The sequence below is a fragment of the Bradyrhizobium sp. CB2312 genome, assembly GCF_029714425.1.
GTDB lineage: Bacteria > Pseudomonadota > Alphaproteobacteria > Rhizobiales > Xanthobacteraceae > Bradyrhizobium.
Genome location: NZ_CP121668.1, coordinates 4,975,794 through 4,995,570, shown reverse-complemented (window position 1 = coordinate 4,995,570; position 19,777 = coordinate 4,975,794). Strand labels below are relative to the sequence as shown.

Genomic DNA, 19,777 nt, shown 5'->3' with positions numbered 1-19,777 from the left:
AACGACCCCAGTGCGGGGGGGCTACTGAGGTCGCCAACCTTGTGGGAAGGTTTTCTCGCGGCCCGGGGGCTTGGGGGCTTGGGGATGGGCCGAGAGCCCGGAGTCTACGCTTTCGGCGTGCAGTCGTTCCAAAGCCGGAGTGCCGGAAGTTCGCTGGGCTTGGGTCAGCCATTATGGCGGAACGGGGTACCGCAGCCCCCCGTTTGGGCGTTCGCGCGAGGCGCGCTAGCATTGCGCTTTTTCATGGAGGCTCATTTGAAACAGATCATTATCATTGCGGCCATTGCACTGTCTTTTGCGGCTCCTGCGCGGACACAGCCGCTGGTCGATCCCAACAAGGTTGCCCCCGAATACCGCGAAGCCGCCGAGAAGCGTCGCGCCGAGCAGTTGCGACAGCGCGAATGCGCCATCAAGGCGGATCTCGAGAAGGTGCTGCCGAGGGATCGCACCGCCTATCTCAATCATTGCCTGGACATGATGGCGGCCAAGCAATAGCGGCCGATGATGTCGTGCGTTCGCGGCGCGAGCGCATGCCGCGCCGCGAAGGCGACGCGCGCGATGCATTCCGGAGCGCGTTCAAACTTTCTTCAGACATTTGGGATCAGCTAGCGATCCATTTCCATCAGCCATTGTTGTCCGCGCATGAGTTCGGTCCAGATTCAGTGCACGCGGTGCAAGAGCGTATTCCGCGATCGTGCTGGGCGGTTGCAGGATGGCTATTCCAGGCAATGTCCGAGCTGCGAGGTGGTGCTGTTCTTCGCCGAGGACTCCCAGCACCCGTTCATCAAGCGTGCGATGCGTAGCGCGCGCCAGGTTCGCAAGGAGCTGCGCGAGGCCGAAGCGGCCAGGCTCCTCGCGCCGGAGACGCAAGCAGCGTCACCACGGTCGTTCGAAGGCCGCAAGCGGTCGGCGGGCAGATCGGATTAGAATCCGCCCTGGCGCAGGCGATTTGTCGCAGCCGCGCCGCTACCGGCGCGACCGCTTCCTCGGAAACAGGCGATCGCGGATGTAGCGGGAGGTCGCGGTCAGGCGGATGCCACGCGGCTTCTGCCAGGCGGCGCGATCGATCTCGTTCTTGTCGCCGATCGCAAGCCTGCCCTTGGCGTTCTTGGCGATGAAGATCGCATCGCTCATCTTGCGGCCCGAGCGCTTGTTCCTGGCCGTCACTTCCTTCCAGAGGCTGATCCTGCCGAGCTTGAGCTTGGGCAGCTCCTCCTTGATCTCCCGCCGCAGACAGTCCTTGTCGGACTCGCGCGCACGCTTGCGGCCGCCCGGGAACATCCACAGGCCGTCCGATCGCCGTCTGACCAACAAAACCTTGCCGCGCTTGGCGGCGACGAGCTTGGAAGACTTCGCCATTACTTTCGTAGACTATTGCAGGCTCGAAACAGAATCTCGCATATCGTAACTTGTCTAGCTGATTAGACAAGTTCGGCGGGACCGTTGATCACAGCCTTGCGGGACGCTCAGCCCTCGTCCGCCTCCGCGCGGTCCTCGGTCCTGATCCAGGCCATCATCATCTCCCAGGCGACCGACAGGATGATCGGCCCGATGAACAGGCCGACGATGCCGTGGGCGAGCGTGCCGCCGATCACGCCGACGAAGATCACGATGGTCGGCGTGGTCAGGCCGCGCCCCATGACGAGCGGCTTCAGCATGGTGTCGATGAAGCCGACCAGGACGAGAAACACGGTGAGCAGCAGCGCCGTGGTGACGTCCTTGGCGGTCCAGATCCAGATGATGACCGGCAGCAGCACGAGGAAGGCGCCGATCTGCACGATCGAGAGCAGCAGCACGATGAAGGCAAGCAGGCCCGCGCTCGGCACCGCCGCGAGCTTGAAGCCGATGCCGGCGAGCAGCGCCTGCACGATCGCGACACCGATCACGCCCTGTGCCACGGCGCGGATGGTCGCGCCCGCCAGCCCCAGGAAATGCTCGCTCTGCTCGGGCACGATGCGAAACAGGAAGCCGCGGCCGGCCGCGACCAGCCGCGGCCCATGCGGAAACAGGAAGCCGGCCACGAACACCGAGACCAGGAACTGGAGGGTGCCGACACCGGCATCGCCGGCGAGCGACAGCAGCGGTCCCGCCAGCGGCTGGAGATACGGCGCCACCTCGCGCAGCACCGCGCGGATGTTGTTGTAGGCCTGGTCCCAGAGCTCATAGAGCCACGGGCCGACCAGCGGCCAGGATTTGAGCTGCTCCGGCGCCGACTGGAGCGCGAGATCGCCGGTGCCGAGCTGGCGTGCCAGCTCGCGCACGCCATCCACGGCGCTGATGCCGAGCCAGGTCGCCGGTCCAATGACGATGCCGAGCGTGATCAAGGTGAGGATCGCAGCCGCGGTCTTGGGCCGGCCGCCCAGGACTTTGGCGACCCAGCTGAACGCCGGATAGAACGCGACCGCGAGTACGCCGCTCCAGGCCAGGATCGGCACGAACGGGCGAATGATCAGGAAGGTCCAGATGATCAGCAGGCCGAGCAGGACGACCCGGATCAGGAGCTGGATGATGTCCTCTCCCGTCAGGAGCTGACGGAGGCTTTTCACTGGCACGACCTTTCTTGCGGTATCAACGCGGGGTTCCCAGACTTGCGCAACCTTGGCGTTATTGCCAGCCCGGCCACCGGCGTCAAGACAACTGGCCTGTCCCGCGCCTCGGTGATTAGGAACGCATCGGGCCCATCTGCATTCCGCGGTGATGGCGTCCGCTCCCAGACAGCCCGATGAACATGCGGGAATCCACCGCGGCATCCACTATTCGCTGAGACGGAACGGCGCGCCCGGCTATTGGCGCTACGCCTACGCCATTGGCGAGAAGATCCATTCCGGCCGGGTGCAAGGCAGGCTGGCGCTGCTCGCCATCAGGCGCGTGCAGATGCGCATCGACCGGGACATGCGGAATGGTCAGACCAACGAATGACCTTGCGGCGGCAGCACGGCGTCCGGGCTTGGCTAACGCCCGTTAACCGGATTTCCCACGCCCGGTTTACGCCGCCGCAAAGGCCCGTGGCTACCGTGGATCGAGGTCCCAAAAACATTCCGTGCAAATGGCCAACAGCATCTGGACGATCGAAGAATTCACCTGTGCGGGTTGCAGCATGAACTACACTGCGACACGCGAGGAGCACGCCGAAACGCACTCCGGCAGCTTCAAATGCAGCATCTGCAGCGGCGTGGTGCACAGCTGGTCCGGCAAGCATCACTTCTTCGGGTGGCAAGCTGTGAAGACCAAGCCCCCCGTGTTCGGACGGCGCTGGGCCGGCGTGCAGTGGTAGGCTGAGACGACGCTCTCGGTCGCGTAGCGCGGATGGAGCGCAGCGAAATCCAGGCTACCGATTGAGGCGACGACACCTCCATGCCGTCATTACGGCCTGCGCGAACTGCGGCTTCTGCTACTCTGCGGCACGGGTTAGATTCCCCTCCCCGCAATTGAAGCCGATATGCAATGACCGCTCCCTTCGTTCCCCAGATCGCCCTCTACCGCAACTGGCTCGCCGAGCAGCGCAGCCTCACCTTCGCAAGCTATGAGGAGATGCGGCAGTGGTCGGTGCGCGATCTCGATGCGTTCTGGCGCAGCATCTGGGACTATTACGATCTGCAATCGCCGACGCCGTTTGAGGCCGTGATCGCCGAGCGCAAGATGCCAGGCTCGGTCTGGTTTCCCGGCGCGCAGGTCAACTACGCGCGGCAGGTGTTCCGGCATGTCGATGCGGCGCAAGCCGCCGGCCTGCCCGCGATCGTCAGCAGCGGCGAGGACGGCAAGCTCACAGAGACGAGCTGGCCGGAGCTGCGACGCAAGGCGGCCGCGCTCGCGCTGCATCTGAGGGAAAAAGGCGTCAAGCCGGGTGATCGCGTTGCGGCGTACCTTCCCAACATTCCCGAGACCATCATCGCGTTTCTCGCCAGCGCGAGCATCGGCGCGGTCTGGAGCGTCTGCGCGCCCGACATGGCCGCGCCCGCCGTGATCGACCGCTTCAAGCAGATCGAGCCGAAGGTGCTGATCGCCTGCGATGCCGTCACCTATGCCGGGCGGCGGCACGACCGGCGCGATGTGGTGGCCGAGCTGCGGCAATCGCTACCGACGGTCGAGCACGTGATCCTGCACACCGAAACCGGCGGTGGCGCCGCGCCTGACGCCCTGCTGTCCGATCTCCTCGCCAGGACGGGCGCGGCGGTCGACGCGTTCGAGCCGATGTGGCTGCCGTTCGATCATCCGCTCTGGATCGTCTACTCCAGCGGCACCACAGGCCTGCCGAAACCGATCGTGCACGGCCATGGCGGCATCGTCATCGTGGTGCTGGCGCTGCTCGGCCTGCACAATGACCTCGGCTGCTCCTACCACGAGAATTCTTTCGGCGAGCGCTATCACTGGTACTCATCGACCGGCTGGATCATGTGGAACAGTCAGGTCGGCGGCCTGCTCAGCGGCACCACCTGCTGCATTTTCGACGGCAGCCCCGGCGGCACCAAGGACAAGCCGGACTGGGGCACGCTGTGGCGCTTCGTGGCGCAGTCGAAAGCGACCTTCTTCGGTGCCGGCGCGGCGTTCTTCGCCAATTGCGTCAAGGCCGAGGTCGATCTTGCCGCCGCCGGCGATCTGTCGCGGTTGCGCTGCCTCGGCTCGACCGGCTCGCCGCTCAGCGCCGATACGCAAGCCTGGTTCAACGATTGCTTCGCGGCGCTGTCGAAGACCAACGGCAGCAAGGCGCAGGCCGATATCTGGTGGGCCAACATCTCCGGCGGCACCGATTTCGCCGGCGCCTTCATCGGCGGCAATCGCGAGCTGCCGCAGACGCCGGGCGCGATGCAGTGCCGCCTGCTCGGTGCTGCCGTCGAAGCCTTCAGCGAACAGGGCCGCGCCGTGATCGACGAGGTCGGCGAGCTCGTCTGCACCGAGCCGATGCCGTCGATGCCGCTCTATTTCTGGAACGACAAGGACGGTACGCGCTATCGCTCCAGCTATTTCGAGACCTATCCGGACAACTTTGACGGCAGTGGCCGCGGGCCGGTGTGGCGGCACGGCGACTGGCTCAAGATCAATCCGGACGGCTCCTGCATCATCTACGGCCGCAGCGATGCGACCATCAACCGGCACGGCCTGCGCATGGGCACCAGCGAGCTCTATTCCGCGATCGAGGTGCTGCCCGAAGTGCTCGATAGCCTCGTCGTCGACCTCGAATATCTCGGCCGCGACAGCTACATGCCGCTGTTCGTCGTGCTGCGCGAAGGTGTCACCTTCGACGGCGCGATGCAGGCCAAGATCAACAAGGCCATCGAAGCCAGTCTTTCGCGGCGCTTCCTTCCGAACGAGATCTTTGCCGTATCCGAGATCCCGCGCACGCTCTCCGGCAAGAAGCAGGAGCTGCCGATCAAGAAGCTGCTGCTCGGCCAGCCCGTCGAGAAGGTCATCAACAAGGAGGCGATGGCCAATCCCGCCTGCCTCGACTGGTATCTGGAATTCGCGCGCAAATATCTCGCGCGGACCGCGGCATGAGCCGCCTGAAGCGCGATGCGATCGGGATCGTCATCGCGCTTGAGCTTGTTGTTGGCGCATGATCTTTTCGGATAACCGCTGCGCACTTTTCCGGATCATGCTTCAGCCGCCGCCGAAGTTGGACGGATCCAAATTCCTGTTCTCCGATGGCGGGATCGGTGGATAGCCGGGAAACTTGTACCAGCCTGGCGGCACGGGTGCGTCCTCGGCCGGACGAACCACGATATGCTGGCGCGGATGGGCGTGACGGGCCGAAGCAGCGACAGCCGGCGCCGCCGTTGCGGTCACCAGAACCAGGATCAGGACAGAGCGCATCGATCGGTGCTCCAGACGTCCACCCGCAACGTCATGTAGTTGCTGACCATGCCGCGCCCCACGGGCTCCGCGGCTCACAATCGGTCACATCGACGGCATCGACCGTGCCGCCGGCTCGAAAGATCGGCCCAATTGCGCCGACCGCGTTTGGAGTCCGTTCACCGATCGCCGCTAGATCAGGATGGATCTCCGCAACGAATATTTTGCCATGGCCGACCTCAACGCCGTCCTCACCAGGCTCAACGACCGCCTGCTCCGCCTCGAGGGGGAGCTGTTTGTGCTGCGCTCGCTGGCGCGCGCGACGCTGACGGCAGGCGACGACCACGCGGCGCGGATGCGCAAGCTGGTCGAGGCCGCCAAGGTCGCGCTCGACGACGAGGCCAAGCGTGAGCTCGACAAGCCGACGCGCAAATATGTCGATGCGGCCACCGCGCTGGTGGAGGAATTGCTGGTCGAGCCGACCCCGGCACGGCCGCTGTTCACCGTCATCGACGGCGGCCGGCGCGACTAAAGCGCAATGAGATCAGGATGAATCGTCATCGCGCTTTAGCCTGTCTTTTTTGCGCATGATCTTTCGGAAAACCGCTGCGCACTTTTCCGGATCATGCTTTGCTCCGTCAGATTGGCTGGCGGCCGCCCGATGTGGCGGAATCGCCGGCCTTCAGCCGGCTGAGACCCGCCTCGATGACGGCGATCTCCTCGTCGATCTTTTCGATCGGCTCGCTGAAATCGTAGCCCGACCTACTCTTCAGATCGACCGCAAGCCGCTGCCTGTGCATCATGAGCTGGTCGAGCCCACGGCGGTTCTTCAGCCGCACATAGGCGTCCACGATCTGCTCAATTGCGCTCGGCATGAAATCGATCCCGGCAAAAATGCCCGCGCGGCGCACCCACGCCGGCGGGACATTCTTGGTGTCGCGGTACGCAATACAAATCCGCGACGGATTCGTCGATACGACAGCCAGGTTGAGAACGTGTTACCGTCGTGTGATTTCGTGGTGCGCGGCATGAAAAAGCCGCTGGCGATCACGCCAGCGGCTTAAGCCGGGTTCGAAAAGGGATCCGGATTGAAATGTCGCCAGCCCCGGTGGACGCTAGTCTAGCGGCGCGCCGGGTGGCCTTCTGTCTGAAAAGAAACACAGGAACCGGCGCATCCGCATTTGCCGTCCGATCGTGGCCGCACGGCAACGCTCAATCGACCACGCAAAAATACTTGCGCGGCCATTTGCGATAGGCGCTGTAGCGGTAATACGGCCGGTAGGCGTAGCCGCGATAGATCGCCGGTGGCTCCTCGCCGTAATAGGCGCCGTGGTAGAAATTATAGGGCAGCCCTTCGGCGCAACGGTAAACGTCCCAGGTCGGGCCGATGAACGGCGCGACGCCGATTTCGGGCGGTATCGCCGGGTACGGCCCGCCGGCCTGCGCCGGAGCCGCCACGATCAGTGCGGCGAGACCAACAAACCACGCGCTTCGCATTCGCTCGCTCCTGGCCCTCAAGGTGCGCCCATGGAAACGCGCCAATGGAAACACCGGTGCGGACGGCCGCGCAATCGCCGAGTTCGGTGCAGTCCCCGCCCGAAGCATTGTTGATAACCGGCCGTAATGCCTCGTGGGTGGTGACAGGATGCTCCAGCGTGTTATCGGGAGTATGACGCAGTTGCGAGAGAGATCGGACACCCATGCGCATTACCCTTGTCGGCTCCCGCCATTTCGGCGTGACCACCCTGAACATGCTCCGGGAGCACGGCTTTCCGGTTGTGCGGGTCGTGGTGGCCGACGCCGAGGATCGCCTCGCTGCGGCCGCCAAGGCGGCCGGGATCGAGGTGGCGGTGCAGACCAATCCCAAGCTGGTGGTCGCCTCCGAAATCGCCCCCGACACCGATCTGATCATCACCGCACACAGCCACGCCCGGATCGGCAAGGACGCCCTCGCCGCCGCGAAGCTCGGCGGGATCGGCTATCATCCCTCGCTGCTGCCGCGACATCGTGGCAAGGCTGCGGTGGAATGGACCATCAAGGAGGGCGATCCGATCGCCGGCGGCACGATCTATCATCTCGCCGACCGCATGGACGCCGGCGCCATCGCCGCCCAGGACTGGTGCTTCGTGAAGAAGGGCGAGACCGCTCGCGAGCTGTGGGAGCGCGCCCTCGCCCCGCTGGGCCTCAAGCTGCTGGCCGATGTGATCGACTATGCCAAGGTCCACAAGGCGCTGCCGGCCAAGGTCCAGGACGAGCAGTTCGCGACTTCGGCGCCAAGCCTTTCCTAAGCAAGCCTTTCCTAAGCAGGCCTCTCCTAAGTCCCACCCCTGAGTCTCTCGCCTCACGTTTACAATTAACGTGAGGCCGCATTGATTCTGCTTCGAAAATTGGAGCCGAAAACGCAAATAAACTATTGTTTCCACTGGAACAATTTTCGCTTTGGCATTGCAACAAATTTCCGTCACATTTCGTCCGAATAAGCGTCAGCATCTCAGACACATTCAAGGACGGAATTCATGCGTTTTGGTCGCATCGCGGCGTTCTGTGCCGCTTCAGTTGTCGCCGGCACCCTTGCCGCTCCCGCTTTCGCCCAGAGCCCCTATGACGGCAACTGGCACGTCACCATCGTGACCAAGACCGGCTCCTGCGAGCCCACCGCAAGCTCCATGCTCACCGTCGCCGACGGCAAGATCACCGCGCCCGGCGCTAACGTTTCCGGCACCATCGGCAGCGGGGGACTTGTGAAAGTTTCGATCAATGGTGCATATGCCAACGGTCAACTCAACGGCAACGCCGGATCGGGGAAGTGGAATGGAGCATCTGCAGGCATACCGTGCAGTGGGCGGTGGGAAGCATCGCGCCAATAAACCTATCGAGGCTCGCGCCCGAAACCGGCGGCTGCTGATCGCGGCCGCCGTTTTGTTTGCGGCAGGGCTCGCCCACTCTGAAGGCAAGGCCCAGTCCGGCCCGTTTGCTCCACTGGCGGGTACGTGGAACGGTAGCGGCACCGTGACGCTGGACGACGGCTCGACCGAGCGGATCCGCTGCCGGGCCAAATACGCCCCGATCGGCCCCACCATGGAGATGTCGCTGACCTGCGCCAGCGACGCCTACAAGTTCAACCTCGGCGCCAACGTCAGGGCTGAAGGCGGCGCCATCGCCGGCAGCTGGTCCGAGGCCAGCCGCAACATCTCGGGATCGCTGCAGGGCCGTGGCGCCGGCGGCAATTACGAGCTGGTCGCCTCCACCGCCGGCTTCAACGCCAACATCTCGCTGAAGACGAGTGGCAACAAGCAGAGCGTCGCGATGCGCGCCGACAGCCAGTTCCGCGGCGCCAACATCTCGCTGTCGAAGTAGGACAGTCAGTGACACGACAATCGACCCGGCGTCCGCGCCGGGTCGATTTTTTTATGCGTTCGGGATGAACGCGGTGACCTCGATCTCGACCTTGGCGCGCTCATCGACGAGACCGCCGATATAGAGGAGTGTCGAGGGCGGGAAGTTGCGCCCGAGCATTTCCTTCCAGGCTGCGCCGATGCCGGCGCCCGCAGCTTCATATTCGCTGCGGCTGGTCAGGTACCAGGTCAGGCGGACGATGTGCTCGGGACCGGCACCGGCCTCGCCCAGGAGCTTAACGATCCGCTTCAGCGCGGTCGCAACCTGCGCTGCCATGTCGGGCGCGTAATTGCCGGCCTCGTCGCCGCCGGTCTGACCGGCCAGCACCACCCAGCGGCCCGGCCCCTCCACCTCCACGCCATGAGAAAAGCCGCGTGGTTTCTTCCATTCGGCCGGCTGCAAGATGCGCATGAGCGAAATTCTCCCGTTTTTTGTCGTTGTTCACCCAAGCCTTAGCACGCCGTCCTGCATCGCTGCATCCGCAGTTTTGGCCGTTGCAAACCGCGCCGATGTCGCCGATACCGGCCGTCCCCTCACGTTCGATCTCCCGCGCCGCCAATGCCCCCGACACCGTCCAAATCGATGGCTGCACTCTGGATGGCCGGCTGGCTGGCGCTGATGCTGGTCCTGGCGGTGGCCGGGCGCGAGGCCACGCGCGAGCTCAACGTCTTCCAAATCATAGAAGTGCGCTCGGTGATCGGGTTCGCGCTGCTGCTGCCGATGATCTACCGGAGCGGTGGCTTCAAGGCGGTCGCGACCAAACGCCTGCCCCAGCACCTCGCCCGCAACGGCGTCCACTATTTCGCACAGCTCGGCTGGTTCTATGCCCTGACGCTGATCGGGATCGGCCAGGTGGTGGCGATCGAATTCACCATGCCGATCTGGACCGCGCTGATGGCCGCAACCTTCCTGTCCGAGCGCATGACCGTCTGGAAGATCGCCGCGGTCGTGCTGGGTGTCGTCGGCGTCGTCATGATCGTGCGTCCCGCCACCAGCGAGATCAATCCGGGCCAGCTGATCGCGCTCGGAGCCGCAATCGGCTTCAGCATCTCCATGATCCTGGCGAAATCGCTGACCAGGACCGAGAGCGCATTGTCGATCCTGTTCTGGATGACCGTGGTGCAGTTTGTCGTAGGCCTGCTGCCGACGCTCTATGTCTGGACCTGGCCGTCAGCCACCCTTTGGGGCTGGCTCTTCGTCATCGGGGTCTGCGGCACATTCTCGCACTACTGCCTCCCCAGCGCGCTCCGCTACGCCGACGCGACGATCGTGGTTCCCATGGACTTCCTGCGGGTTCCGCTGACCGCCACCGCTGGCTGGCTGCTCTATTCCGAACGGCTCGATGCCTGGACCGTCCTCGGCGCAGCGCTGATCCTCTGCGGCAATCTCCTGAATTTAAAGCCGGCTTCGCCGGTTCCCGCCCGCGCGCAGTGAACCCCGCGCCGCCTCGCGCGACCAAACAAAGTGGTCGAGCGTGATTTGGATCACTTTGGAGGGGCACTCTATCGTGCACATTCGGCCACACAGCAATGGGTTGAGTGGACCGTACCGCCGTTCTGGTGGCGCGAAGTCGGGCACTTCGTGTAGGTTCGTTGTCGATTTGTTGCTGCCTGCAATTCGATTCTGGGGATTTCAGATGCGCTATCTCACCCTCCTCGCGTCGCTGATGTGCATGGCCTTGTCGGTCAGCGCCGCGAAAGCGGACCGCCGCGTCGCCTTTGTCGTCGGCAACGGCTCCTACAAGAACGTCGCGCAATTGCCGAACCCGCCAATCGACGCCAAGGCGATGGCGGCGACGCTGCGCAACGTCGGCTTCGACGTGATCGAAGGATCCAACCTCAGCCGCGACCAGATGACGGAGAAGCTGCTCGATTTCGGCCGCAAGGCGCAGGGCTCCGACATCGCGCTGTTCTACTATGCCGGCCACGGCATCGCCGTCGGCGGCACCAACTATCTCCTGCCGGTCGACGCCGACATCAAGTCGGAGATGGACGTCAAGCTTGGCGCCGCCATCAACATCGACCTGACGCTCGAGCAGACCATGGGCGATGCCAAGGTCAAGCTCGTGTTCCTCGATGCCTGCCGCGACAATCCGTTCGCTGCCAAGATCAAGTCGAACTCGGCGACCCGCAGCGTCAACGTGCAGAGCGGCCTTGCCGAGATGAAGTCCGGTGAAGGCACGCTGATCGCGTTCGCCACCGGCCCGGGCCAGACCGCGCTCGACGGCCAGGAAGGCAATAACAGCCCGTTCACCCGCGCGCTGATCGACAACATCACCAGGCCCGGCGTCGAGATCCAGCAGGCGATGACGTCGGTGCGCGCCCAGGTCAACGAGGAGACCCACAAGGGCCAGCTGCCCTGGGGCCACACCAATCTGATCGGCGCGGTCTATCTCAACCAGGCTCCGACCACCCAGGTTGCCAACGCGGCCCCCACCGCTTCCGGCGTCGTACCGGCGGCAAGCGGTAGCAATGACGGTGTCGAGCTAGAATACTGGCGCTCGGTGAAGGAGAGCAACAAGCCGGAAGAGCTCAACGCCTACCTGGCGGCCTATCCGAACGGCCAGTTCAAAGCGCTCGCGCTGGCGCGGCTCGCCGCGATCAAGAGCGGCCCGTCGACGGCGACCCGCACCCTCAATGCTGGCGTCGATCCCGCAGCCTTCACCGATGAGGCCTCTCAGCTCACCGAGGACCAGATGGGCCTCGACAAGAACCAGCGCCGCGACGTGCAGCGTCGCCTCACCGGGCTTGGCTTCGACACCAAGCAGACCGGCGTGTTCAACGAGGAGACCCGGTCCGTCATCAAGCGCTGGCAGGCCGCGCGCGGCTATCCTTCGTCGGGCTACCTCAACAAGCCCCAGCATAAGGCCCTGCTCGCCGAGGTCGTGGCAGCGCCGCCGACCGCAAGCGATAACAGCCAGAAGGCGGCCCGCCGTGCCAGCGCCCCCGCGGGCAGCAGCGCGCCGGCACCGGCCCCCCAACGCAGCAGCCCCGGCGATGCGGCCGGCGCAGCCTTCGTCGGCGGTGTCGTCGGCGGCATGATGGGCGGCATGTTCCGCCGCTGAGGCAGGCCAGTTCGCGAAACACAAAAGCCCGGCTCGCGCCGGGCTTTTTCTTTTGGTCGCACTCAGCAACCTCCGTCATTGCGAGCGCAGCGAAGCAATCCAGATTCTCTCGGCGCCAACAGTCTGGATTGCTTCGTCGCAAGGGCTCCTCGCAATGACGAGGACAGAGATGCGCCGCTCGCGGACGCCTCAGCCCGCGGGCGGGCGGGCAACCGAGCGAGCCTTACTTCCCCGCCGCCTTGCGCAGCGCCTCGTTGATGCGGTCCTGCCAGCCCGGCCCGCCCGCCTGGAAGAACTCCAGCACGTCTTGGTCGATACGCAGTGTGACCTGCTCCCTGACCCCCGGCGCCACGTTCTGCTTCGGTGGCGCCGCGGCGACCTTGGCCGTCACCTTCTTGAATGCCGCTTCGGCCTCGGTTCGCGCGTCACCCAATGTGCGCGGCCGCCTCGGTTGATCCGCCATGTCCTAGATTCCCTCAAACAGAGCCGTCGAAAGATAACGTTCGGAGAACGACGGCACGATGGCCAGGATCGTTTTTCCCGCAGCTTCCGGCCGCTTGCCGATCTGAAGCGCCGCCGCAATCGCCGCGCCCGAGGAGATGCCGCCCGGAATGCCCTCGTGCCGCGCCAGCGCGCGCGAGGTCTCGATTGCGCTGGTCGAATTGATCTTCACGATTTCGTCGATCACCGAGCGGTCGAGAATGTCAGGGACGAAGCCCGCGCCGATGCCCTGGATCTTGTGCGGCGTGTGCTGGCCGCCCGAGAGCACAGGACTTTCCTCCGGCTCGACCGCAACGACACGCAGCGAGGGCTTGCGGGGCTTCAACACCTGACCGACGCCGGTGATTGTGCCGCCGGTGCCGACGCCGGCGACGAAGAAATCGATATCGCCTGCGGTGTCGTTCCAGATCTCTTCCGCGGTGGTGCGGCGATGCACCTCGGGATTGGCGAGGTTCTTGAACTGCTGCGGCATCACCGAGTTCGGCGTCGTCTTCAAGAGCTCCTCGGCGGTCGCGATCGCGCCCTTCATGCCCTGCGCGGCCGGCGTCAGCACCAGCTCGGCGCCGAGGAAGGCCAGCATCTTGCGCCGCTCGATCGACATCGATTCCGGCATCACCAGCTTCAGCCGATAGCCGCGCGAGGCGGCGACGAAGGCGAGCGCGATCCCGGTGTTGCCGGAGGTCGGCTCGATCAGGACGGTGTCGGGCTTGACGATCCCCGCCTTCTCCATCGCGATGATCATGGCCGCACCGATGCGATCCTTCACGCTCGCGGCAGGGTTGAAATATTCAAGTTTTGCCAAAATGGTCGCGTTCACGCCATGCATGCCCGGCAGGCGGCGCAAACGCACGATCGGCGTGTCGCCAAAGGCCTCGACGATCGAAGAATAGATCCGGCCGCGGCCGGGTTGGTGCGCTGCACCCGTCTGGGACGATGCGTCCATGATGAACTCCCTGTGGCGACAATTCGCGCTTCTTTCACGGCTCTTGCGCAATTACGGACAGCTTGCGACGGCACGCAAGCGGCAATGCGGCACATGTTAAATACGCTGCATCGCAAAATCGCGTGAGCTGTAATTAGCAGAAAACCAACGCATTTGTGTTGCGACCTCGTCAACTGATTCTGCTTATGTTAGACTTAGGTCTCAAAGCAGGGAGGTCACCACGATGTCAGCAGTCGCTGAAGTGTTGTCGACCGTCGCGCATCATCGCGATCCGCGTTGTAGCGAATTGCCCACCTGTCCCGTCTGCGCTGACTCCATGGTCGCCGCCGAAGCATCTGCCTACGTCTCGGACCAAATGATCTCCTATCTCTGGACCTGCGACAATTGCGGCTACGGCTTCGTGACCAAGCACGCCGTCAAGCAGCGGATTGTCTGCAACTGACGTTGCGCCATTGATCAGCGCGGGGCGATGTCGCCCCTCGCCCAGTCCTCGCGCGTACGCTGATAGAACTCCTCGAACGTTCCATGTGCGATCGCGTCCCTGATGCCCTGCATCAGGAACTGGTAGTAGGCGATGTTGATTTCGGACAGCAGCATCGCCCCCAGCGTCTCGCCGGCCTTGACGAGATGATGCAGATAGGCGCGTGCGTAGTTGCGCGCCGACGGCCACGTGCTCTCCTCATCGAGCGGGCGCGGATCGTCGGCGTGGCGCGCGTTGCGCAGATTGACCTGGCCGAAACGCGTGAAGGCGACGCCGTGGCGGCCATTGCGCGTCGGCATCACGCAATCGAACATGTCGACGCCGCGCTTCACCGCCTCGAGAATGTCGTCGGGCGTGCCGACACCCATCAGATAGCGCGGCCGCTCGGTCGGCAGCGCCGGCGCGGTCTCGTCGATCATCGCCAGCATCACCGCCTGAGGCTCGCCGACGGCGAGGCCGCCGATCGCATAGCCGTGAAACCCCATCTCGACGAGGCCCTGCGCGCTGGCGTGACGAAGCTGCGGGATGTCGCCGCCCTGGACGATGCCGAACAGCATGTAGCCGTCGGGTGCGCTTTCGAAGGCGCGCTTTGAGCGCTCGGCCCAGCGCAGCGACAGCCGCATCGCGCGGTCGATGTCGTCACGCTCGGCCGGCAGCCGCACGCATTCGTCCATCTGCATGGCGATGTCGGAGCCGAGGAAGCGCTGCACCTCGATCGAGCGCTCCGGCGACAATTCGACCTTGGCGCCGTCGATATGCGAGCGGAAGGTCACGGCGTGCTCGCTGACCTTGCGTAAGTCGGCCAGCGACATCACCTGGAAGCCGCCGGAATCCGTCAGCATCGGCCCGTTCCATCCGGTGAATTTCTGCAAGCCGCCGAGCGCCGCGATCCGCTCGGCGCCGGGACGCAGCATCAGGTGATAGGTGTTGCCGAGCACGATGTCGGCGCCGGCATCGCGCACCTCGCGCCAGTGCATGCCCTTCATGGCGCCGGCGGTTCCGACCGGCATGAAGGCGGGCGTGCGCACCACACCATGCGGCGTGGTCAGGCGCCCGGTGCGGGCGGAGCCATCGGTGGCGAGCAGTTCGAAATGATTGGGTAGAGTCATGGCCGTGCTTATTGCGTGTCGGACGAGGCCGATCAACCGCTCAGGCCGCGCTATGCGCCAGACTGGGACACAATCGACGCGGATATTACCGTCCGCCGCGCTTGTTAAATAAAACGATACAGTGTAGTTTTACCGTGGGGTTGGACGAGATGCCGCGGCAAAGTTGCCGGCGGCCGTAGACGTGTGATCGCCAGCCACCGACAATGTCCCCCGCTTCATGTTCGACCGAGATGTTCTGCCCCGCGCGCGGCTGGATCAGGCAGCAAGGTGCCCGCCTGACTGGAATCCTGGCCCTGGCGTGCAGCCTGGCGCTCGGCGCCTGCACCTCCCTGCCCCGCACGCCCTATACGGCAGCCGAGGCCAGTGCATCCCGTGTGCTCGATATCGACGGCCTCAGGCGCTACGCCGACGAGCCGGTCACGAAATTCAGCTTCGAGAAAGACACCAGCACCGCGGCGAAAACCTATCTGGCGCTCTCCGGCGGCGGCGCCGACGGCGCCTATGGCGTCGGCGTGCTCAACGGCTGGACCGCGGCCCGAACCCGTCCGACCTTCTCGGTCGTCTCGGGCGTGAGCACCGGCGGCCTGATCGCGCCGTTTGCGTTTCTGGGGTCGCAATACGACGACACGCTGAAAGAGGTCTACACCAGCGGCATCGCGGAGAGCCTCCTGAACGATCCCAGCATCATACGCGTGCTGTTCGGATCCGGCCTGTTCGGCAACACGCGGCTACGCGAGCTCGTCGCCCGCTATGTCGGGCCGGAGATCCTGGCGCAGGTCGCGCGCGAGAATGCCAAGGGCCGAAGGCTGCTGGTGGTCACTACCGATCTCGACACCCAGCGGACCGCCATTTGGGACATGGGCAAGATCGCCGCGGTCGGCACGCCCGAGGCGCTCAAGCTGTTTCGCGACGTGATGGCGGCCTCCGCCAGCATTCCGCTGGTGTTTCCGCCGATCATGATCGACGCCGAAGGCCAGGGCCGCAAATTTCAGGAGATGCATGTCGACGGCGGCGTGACCGCCCCGGTGCTGACGCTGCCGGAGGCCCTGCTGTTCCAGGGCAGCCGCCTGCCGGGCACCGCGAAGATGGACATCTACATCCTCGTCAACAAGAAGATCGAACGCAATTTCGAGCTGGTGTCCAACAGCACCATCGACGTCGCCTCGCGCAGCCTGTCGGCGATCACGCAATCGCAGACGCGTTCGATCATCTTCTCCACCTATGATTTCGCCAAGCGCAACCGCCTCGGCTTCCATCTCTCCTACATCGCGCGCGATTATCCCGCGCCTCCTTCCGAAGGGTTCGACACCGCCTATATGCGGGCACTGTACCAGTACGGATATGAGAAGGCGGCGGCGGGCGAGGCCTGGACCTCGACGCTCCCATGAGCACGCCGTGACGGAACGAGGTCGTATCGAGACCGTTGACGATACGGCCAATTCGGCCAGATTCGCGATGACGCCCTCGCTCCCGCGCGATATAGAGCGAATGACAGGCAACGCGCAGGGATCATTGGGCATGGGATTGACTGCGACCAGGACAAGATCGGCAGCGCAACGGCGCGAGGTGCCGAAATCGCGCGGTGGCCGGCCGACCAAAACCGCCGCGATCGAGCGCGACCAGCGGCTGATCGAGGTCGCCACCCGCCTGTTCCTGGACCGCGGTTTTGATGCGACCTCGCTCGATGCGGTCGCAGAAGCGGCGCGGGTGAGCAAGCCCACCGTCTATTCCCGCTATGGCGACAAGCGCGGCCTGTTTGCCGCCGTGCTCCGGCGCGAGATCGAGCGCTGGCTTGCGCCGCTGTCGGCAGCGGCGGAGACGCAGCTCTCCAGCGCCTCGGATATCTCTGTCGAGCAGCGCCTGGTCGAGATCGGGCGCGAGATGCTGACCTTCACCTGCGGATCCGATGCCGTCGCCTTCAGCCGCATGATGACGTCACAGGCCATCAACTTCCCCGACGTCGCCAAGCTCGGCAAGGAGGAAGGCTGGCTCAAGGCGGTCGCCACCACGGCGCGCTTCTTCGACCATCTGGTGGCGCAGGGCGCGCTGGACGTCGAGGACACGACGATCGCAGCGGAAGTGTTCCTCGACGTCGTTGCCGGTCACACCCACCGCATGGCGACGTTTGGAATGTCGCTGGAACTGAAGGCCGCCGAGAAGCGCATGCGCGCCGCGATCAAGCTGTTCCTGGCCGGTGCGCTCGGACCTGCGGATCGCGTCCACGACGTGGCCAAAGATGGCGCCAAGGATGGTGCCAAGGACACTGCGAAGAGCCCGCAACGGCGCCGCCCCTCCCGCTGACAATTCCGTGAGCTCGCGATCTATCCCCAACGGGGCCACGCCCTCGCCATTGACCAAAACAAAACGATACGGTATGGTTTAATTATAAGGCGATGCGGACCACTTTTTCACCAGCCCCAAAGGGGTCCGCCGCGCTTTGATCGCCGCGACGGGTACAGCCCGCCACGACGTTCAGCGGCCGACCGATGCCCAAGGTCGGCCGCGTTTTCTCTGAGTGACCGAGCCCGCTCGCCGACCAAAGGTTTCGAGCATGACGACAGCCACACGATGGACCTTGCCGCTACTGGCGATCAGCCTGTCCGCGCTCCTTCTTGCCGCGCCCGCGCGCGCGATCGTGACCACGGGGACGCCGACCGCCCTTCCCAGCGACACAGATGGTGATGCCGAGGCCGACCGCCAAGCGGTCAGCCGCGAGATCGAACGCTTCCGCAGCTCGTCGATCTCGATCAGCCAGGCCATGGCGATCGCGGAGGCCCGTCACGCCGGCGCCACGACCGCCGATGTGAGCTTCGACGGCGGCTCCGGTGTGCCAGTGTATCGGGTGAAGACCCTGCACAACGACCGGATCTGGCGCCATACCATCAACGCCAGGACCGGCGAGCTCGTCGGCGGCGAGGCTGCCCTCCCCCTTGCCGAGCTGGACCTCGAGGACCGCGACAACCTCGCAGCGCTCGGCGCGATCAGGCACCGCCTCGCCGACGCCGTACGCGTCGCCGAGCGCGCGGCCTCAGGCAAGGCGATCAGCGGCGGCCTCGTGCGCGAACGCGGCCGGCTGAATTTCTCGATCGTCGTCGTCAGCGGCGACGACCTCAAGGAGGTCACCCTCGAGCCGCCCGGCGCCCGGGCCAAATAACTCCGCCACAATCCCGCCGAAAACCCATTGACGGGCGGAAGACTCTCCCGCATAAGTCGCCGCCATGTTCACGACTACCAAACGCACGACCAAAACCACCACGGCCTTCGGGGCCCGGGGAGGCGCGCGCGCATAGTCGTCGACTAAAACGCATCAGCTCTACCGAAGCCCCGCCCTCGATGGTCCGGGGCTTTTTTGTTGTCTCAATCGATCTCAATGGAGGACACAGTGAGTAACGATCCCGTCGTCGCGATTGTCGGCGTCACCGGTGCGGTGGGCGCCGAATTCATCGCCACCATGGACAAGCGCGGTTTTCGTGTCGGCAAGCTCAAGGCGCTGGCGAGCGCCCGCTCCGCCGGCAAGACGGTGTCGTTCCGCGGCCAGACCGTCGTCATCGAGGAGCTGACCGAGCGCGCCTTCGAGGGCGTCGACATCGCGCTGTTCTCCGCCGGCAGCGGCATCTCGAAGAAGTTCGCGCCGATTGCGGTCAAGTCAGGCGCCGTCGTGGTCGACAACTCCTCCGCCTTCCGCATGGATCCGAACGTGCCGCTGGTGATCCCCGAAGTGAACGGCAACCGCATCCGTGACCACAAGGGCATCATCGCCAACCCGAACTGCGCCGCGATCACCGCGCTAGTGCCGCTCTGGCCGATCCACCAGAAGAACCGCATCAAGCGCGTCATCATCTCGACGTACCAGGCGGCTTCCGGCGCCGGCGCCGCGGCGATGGAGGAGCTTGTCGAGTCCACCCGCGCCAATCTCAACGGGCAGGTCTATACCCCCAAGGTGATGCCGCACCCTTACGCCTTCAATCTCTTCAACCACAACACGGCCGTTGATCCTGACACCGGCTACAACGACGAAGAGACCAAGGTCATCAAGGAGACCCGCAAGATCTTCGAGGACGAGAAGATCGCCATCGGCGTCACCTGCGTCCGCGTGCCGGTGCTGCGCGCGCATTGCGAGGCCATCACCTTCGAATGCGAGAAGGAGATCACCGAGGACCAGGTCCGCGCCATCATGGCGCAGGCGCCCGGCGTGAAGATCGTCGACGACCGCACCAGGAACTACTTCCCGATGCCGATCGACGCCTCGGGCCAGGACGACGTCCTGGTCGGCCGCATCCGCAAGGACCTCAGCGACCCTAGCGGCCATTCGATCTCGATGTTCGTGGCGGCCGACCAGTTGCTCAAGGGCGCCGCGCTGAATGCTGTGCAGATCGCCGAGCTGCTGCCGCAGCGGGTGATGGCGTAATCAGCATCGCAGCGACCGGTATCGTAGGGTGGGCAAAGCGAAGCGTGCCCACCTTTACGTCCCGTGCACTCTTGATGGTGGGCACGGC

General features: G+C 64.6%; 25 protein-coding genes. 16 read left to right on the top strand and 9 right to left on the bottom strand.

The features are described 5' to 3' along the window. Positions 1-255 precede the first annotated feature (255 nt). Complete coding sequence (locus QA642_RS24540) at positions 256-495, top strand: hypothetical protein (RefSeq protein ID WP_283079137.1); 240 nt, start codon at positions 256-258, stop codon at positions 493-495. A 249-nt stretch (positions 496-744) separates the two neighbouring features. Further along, positions 745-927 carry a hypothetical protein gene (locus QA642_RS46580; RefSeq protein WP_342729726.1) on the top strand — a complete coding sequence of 61 codons (183 nt, stop codon included), beginning with the start codon at positions 745-747 and terminating at the stop codon, positions 925-927. Positions 928-966: 39 nt separating this feature from the next. On the opposite strand, the gene QA642_RS24530 is transcribed toward QA642_RS46580, so the two are convergent. Further along, positions 967-1,359: an NUDIX hydrolase gene (locus QA642_RS24530; protein ID WP_235546306.1), complete on the bottom strand. Its 393-nt coding sequence runs from the start codon at positions 1,357-1,359 to the stop codon at positions 967-969. Positions 1,360-1,466: 107 nt separating this feature from the next. After that, positions 1,467-2,552 (bottom strand): AI-2E family transporter, encoded by a 1,086-nt coding sequence (locus QA642_RS24525; protein WP_283079135.1) that lies wholly within the window; start codon positions 2,550-2,552, stop codon positions 1,467-1,469. 145 nt (positions 2,553-2,697) lie between these two features. On the opposite strand from QA642_RS24525, the gene QA642_RS24520 reads away from it, so the two are divergent. The 3 genes from QA642_RS24520 to QA642_RS24510 all read left to right on the top strand — a co-directional run bounded on the left by QA642_RS24520 (position 2,698) and on the right by QA642_RS24510 (position 5,493). Next, positions 2,698-2,919 carry a hypothetical protein gene (locus QA642_RS24520; RefSeq protein ID WP_283079134.1) on the top strand — a complete coding sequence of 74 codons (222 nt, stop codon included), beginning with the start codon at positions 2,698-2,700 and terminating at the stop codon, positions 2,917-2,919. 127 nt (positions 2,920-3,046) lie between these two features. Then, positions 3,047-3,274 (top strand): hypothetical protein, encoded by a 228-nt coding sequence (locus QA642_RS24515; RefSeq protein WP_283079133.1) that lies wholly within the window; start codon positions 3,047-3,049, stop codon positions 3,272-3,274. Between the two features lie 170 nt (positions 3,275-3,444). Next, positions 3,445-5,493 (top strand): acetoacetate--CoA ligase, encoded by a 2,049-nt coding sequence (locus QA642_RS24510; RefSeq protein WP_283079132.1) that lies wholly within the window; start codon positions 3,445-3,447, stop codon positions 5,491-5,493. Between the two features lie 102 nt (positions 5,494-5,595). On the opposite strand, the gene QA642_RS24505 is transcribed toward QA642_RS24510, so the two are convergent. Beyond that, positions 5,596-5,808, bottom strand: coding sequence for a hypothetical protein (locus QA642_RS24505; protein WP_283079131.1), 213 nt, complete (start codon positions 5,806-5,808; stop codon positions 5,596-5,598). Between the two features lie 208 nt (positions 5,809-6,016). Here QA642_RS24505 and QA642_RS24500 point away from each other — a divergent pair, with 208 nt between their 5' ends. Beyond that, positions 6,017-6,319, top strand: a complete 303-nt coding sequence (locus QA642_RS24500; protein WP_011087444.1) for a hypothetical protein — start codon at positions 6,017-6,019, stop codon at positions 6,317-6,319. 106 nt (positions 6,320-6,425) lie between these two features. Here the strand turns inward: QA642_RS24500 and QA642_RS24495 are convergent, their stop codons facing one another. Together QA642_RS24495 and QA642_RS24490 are read right to left on the bottom strand one after the other, a co-directional pair. Continuing rightward, positions 6,426-6,662, bottom strand: coding sequence for a hypothetical protein (locus QA642_RS24495; protein WP_283079129.1), 237 nt, complete (start codon positions 6,660-6,662; stop codon positions 6,426-6,428). 337 nt (positions 6,663-6,999) lie between these two features. After that, complete coding sequence (locus QA642_RS24490) at positions 7,000-7,284, bottom strand: hypothetical protein (protein ID WP_283079128.1); 285 nt, start codon at positions 7,282-7,284, stop codon at positions 7,000-7,002. Between the two features lie 203 nt (positions 7,285-7,487). On the opposite strand from QA642_RS24490, the gene QA642_RS24485 reads away from it, so the two are divergent. The 3 genes from QA642_RS24485 (at position 7,488) to QA642_RS24475 (ending at position 9,144) form a co-directional block, all read left to right on the top strand. Then, on the top strand, positions 7,488-8,075 hold the full coding sequence (locus tag QA642_RS24485; RefSeq protein ID WP_283079127.1) for a formyltransferase family protein: 588 nt from the start codon (positions 7,488-7,490) through the stop codon (positions 8,073-8,075). A 228-nt stretch (positions 8,076-8,303) separates the two neighbouring features. Beyond that, positions 8,304-8,654, top strand: coding sequence for a hypothetical protein (locus tag QA642_RS24480; RefSeq protein ID WP_084334320.1), 351 nt, complete (start codon positions 8,304-8,306; stop codon positions 8,652-8,654). Beyond that, a complete protein-coding gene (locus QA642_RS24475) occupies positions 8,599-9,144 on the top strand; it encodes a hypothetical protein (protein WP_283079126.1) in 546 nt (181 codons plus the stop codon). Before QA642_RS24480 ends, QA642_RS24475 begins: the two co-directional genes overlap by 56 nt. Before the next feature lie 51 nt (positions 9,145-9,195). Here the strand turns inward: QA642_RS24475 and QA642_RS24470 are convergent, their stop codons facing one another. Then, positions 9,196-9,594: a RidA family protein gene (locus QA642_RS24470; protein ID WP_283079125.1), complete on the bottom strand. Its 399-nt coding sequence runs from the start codon at positions 9,592-9,594 to the stop codon at positions 9,196-9,198. Between the two features lie 147 nt (positions 9,595-9,741). Between QA642_RS24470 and QA642_RS24465 the strand changes: the two genes are divergently transcribed. Both QA642_RS24465 and QA642_RS24460 read left to right on the top strand, forming a co-directional pair. Continuing rightward, complete coding sequence (locus QA642_RS24465; protein ID WP_283079124.1) at positions 9,742-10,617, top strand: DMT family transporter; 876 nt, start codon at positions 9,742-9,744, stop codon at positions 10,615-10,617. A gap of 202 nt (positions 10,618-10,819) precedes the next feature. Then, the gene (locus QA642_RS24460) at positions 10,820-12,247 is read left to right on the top strand and encodes a caspase family protein (protein WP_283079123.1); all 1,428 of its coding nucleotides are present in this window, start codon (positions 10,820-10,822) and stop codon (positions 12,245-12,247) included. Between the two features lie 223 nt (positions 12,248-12,470). Here QA642_RS24460 and QA642_RS24455 read toward each other — a convergent pair whose 3' ends face one another. Next, complete coding sequence (locus QA642_RS24455) at positions 12,471-12,710, bottom strand: BrnA antitoxin family protein (protein WP_283079122.1); 240 nt, start codon at positions 12,708-12,710, stop codon at positions 12,471-12,473. Positions 12,711-12,713: 3 nt separating this feature from the next. Next, a complete protein-coding gene (gene cysK, locus QA642_RS24450; RefSeq protein WP_283079121.1) occupies positions 12,714-13,691 on the bottom strand; it encodes a cysteine synthase A in 978 nt (325 codons plus the stop codon). Between the two features lie 223 nt (positions 13,692-13,914). On the opposite strand from cysK, the gene QA642_RS24445 reads away from it, so the two are divergent. Continuing rightward, positions 13,915-14,133: a hypothetical protein gene (locus tag QA642_RS24445; RefSeq protein ID WP_283079120.1), complete on the top strand. Its 219-nt coding sequence runs from the start codon at positions 13,915-13,917 to the stop codon at positions 14,131-14,133. A 14-nt stretch (positions 14,134-14,147) separates the two neighbouring features. Here the strand turns inward: QA642_RS24445 and tgt are convergent, their stop codons facing one another. Beyond that, positions 14,148-15,281, bottom strand: a complete 1,134-nt coding sequence (tgt, locus tag QA642_RS24440) for a tRNA guanosine(34) transglycosylase Tgt (RefSeq protein WP_283079119.1) — start codon at positions 15,279-15,281, stop codon at positions 14,148-14,150. A 230-nt stretch (positions 15,282-15,511) separates the two neighbouring features. Between tgt and QA642_RS24435 the strand changes: the two genes are divergently transcribed. From QA642_RS24435 to QA642_RS24420, 4 genes are all read left to right on the top strand, one after another. Continuing rightward, complete coding sequence (locus QA642_RS24435; RefSeq protein WP_283086964.1) at positions 15,512-16,669, top strand: patatin-like phospholipase family protein; 1,158 nt, start codon at positions 15,512-15,514, stop codon at positions 16,667-16,669. A 130-nt stretch (positions 16,670-16,799) separates the two neighbouring features. Then, positions 16,800-17,582 carry a TetR/AcrR family transcriptional regulator gene (locus QA642_RS24430; protein WP_283079118.1) on the top strand — a complete coding sequence of 261 codons (783 nt, stop codon included), beginning with the start codon at positions 16,800-16,802 and terminating at the stop codon, positions 17,580-17,582. Between the two features lie 250 nt (positions 17,583-17,832). Then, positions 17,833-18,435 (top strand): PepSY domain-containing protein, encoded by a 603-nt coding sequence (locus QA642_RS24425; RefSeq protein ID WP_283079117.1) that lies wholly within the window; start codon positions 17,833-17,835, stop codon positions 18,433-18,435. A gap of 216 nt (positions 18,436-18,651) precedes the next feature. Beyond that, positions 18,652-19,689 carry an aspartate-semialdehyde dehydrogenase gene (locus tag QA642_RS24420; protein ID WP_283079116.1) on the top strand — a complete coding sequence of 346 codons (1,038 nt, stop codon included), beginning with the start codon at positions 18,652-18,654 and terminating at the stop codon, positions 19,687-19,689. Positions 19,690-19,777: the final 88 nt, after the last annotated feature.

What these genes read in the sequence shown, in the direction of transcription:
- QA642_RS24445 (WP_283079120.1), top strand. Translation starts at nt 13,915, where the DNA reads ATGTCAGCAGTCGCTGAAGTGTTGTCGACCGTCGCGCATCATCGCGAT.
- QA642_RS24465 (WP_283079124.1), top strand. Translation starts at nt 9,742, where the DNA reads ATGCCCCCGACACCGTCCAAATCGATGGCTGCACTCTGGATGGCCGGC.
- QA642_RS24420 (WP_283079116.1), top strand. Translation starts at nt 18,652, where the DNA reads ATGGAGGACACAGTGAGTAACGATCCCGTCGTCGCGATTGTCGGCGTC.
- tgt (WP_283079119.1), bottom strand. Translation starts at nt 15,281, where the DNA reads ATGACTCTACCCAATCATTTCGAACTGCTCGCCACCGATGGCTCCGCC.
- QA642_RS24485 (WP_283079127.1), top strand. Translation starts at nt 7,488, where the DNA reads ATGCGCATTACCCTTGTCGGCTCCCGCCATTTCGGCGTGACCACCCTG.
- QA642_RS24520 (WP_283079134.1), top strand. Translation starts at nt 2,698, where the DNA reads ATGGCGTCCGCTCCCAGACAGCCCGATGAACATGCGGGAATCCACCGC.
- cysK (WP_283079121.1), bottom strand. Translation starts at nt 13,691, where the DNA reads ATGGACGCATCGTCCCAGACGGGTGCAGCGCACCAACCCGGCCGCGGC.
- QA642_RS24500 (WP_011087444.1), top strand. Translation starts at nt 6,017, where the DNA reads ATGGCCGACCTCAACGCCGTCCTCACCAGGCTCAACGACCGCCTGCTC.
- QA642_RS24505 (WP_283079131.1), bottom strand. Translation starts at nt 5,808, where the DNA reads ATGCGCTCTGTCCTGATCCTGGTTCTGGTGACCGCAACGGCGGCGCCG.
- QA642_RS24470 (WP_283079125.1), bottom strand. Translation starts at nt 9,594, where the DNA reads ATGCGCATCTTGCAGCCGGCCGAATGGAAGAAACCACGCGGCTTTTCT.
- QA642_RS24460 (WP_283079123.1), top strand. Translation starts at nt 10,820, where the DNA reads ATGCGCTATCTCACCCTCCTCGCGTCGCTGATGTGCATGGCCTTGTCG.
- QA642_RS24495 (WP_283079129.1), bottom strand. Translation starts at nt 6,662, where the DNA reads ATGCCGAGCGCAATTGAGCAGATCGTGGACGCCTATGTGCGGCTGAAG.
- QA642_RS24510 (WP_283079132.1), top strand. Translation starts at nt 3,445, where the DNA reads ATGACCGCTCCCTTCGTTCCCCAGATCGCCCTCTACCGCAACTGGCTC.
- QA642_RS24480 (WP_084334320.1), top strand. Translation starts at nt 8,304, where the DNA reads ATGCGTTTTGGTCGCATCGCGGCGTTCTGTGCCGCTTCAGTTGTCGCC.
- QA642_RS24430 (WP_283079118.1), top strand. Translation starts at nt 16,800, where the DNA reads ATGGGATTGACTGCGACCAGGACAAGATCGGCAGCGCAACGGCGCGAG.
- QA642_RS24475 (WP_283079126.1), top strand. Translation starts at nt 8,599, where the DNA reads ATGGAGCATCTGCAGGCATACCGTGCAGTGGGCGGTGGGAAGCATCGC.
- QA642_RS24515 (WP_283079133.1), top strand. Translation starts at nt 3,047, where the DNA reads ATGGCCAACAGCATCTGGACGATCGAAGAATTCACCTGTGCGGGTTGC.
- QA642_RS24425 (WP_283079117.1), top strand. Translation starts at nt 17,833, where the DNA reads ATGACGACAGCCACACGATGGACCTTGCCGCTACTGGCGATCAGCCTG.
- QA642_RS24490 (WP_283079128.1), bottom strand. Translation starts at nt 7,284, where the DNA reads ATGCGAAGCGCGTGGTTTGTTGGTCTCGCCGCACTGATCGTGGCGGCT.
- QA642_RS24435 (WP_283086964.1), top strand. Translation starts at nt 15,512, where the DNA reads ATGTTCTGCCCCGCGCGCGGCTGGATCAGGCAGCAAGGTGCCCGCCTG.
- QA642_RS24530 (WP_235546306.1), bottom strand. Translation starts at nt 1,359, where the DNA reads ATGGCGAAGTCTTCCAAGCTCGTCGCCGCCAAGCGCGGCAAGGTTTTG.
- QA642_RS24455 (WP_283079122.1), bottom strand. Translation starts at nt 12,710, where the DNA reads ATGGCGGATCAACCGAGGCGGCCGCGCACATTGGGTGACGCGCGAACC.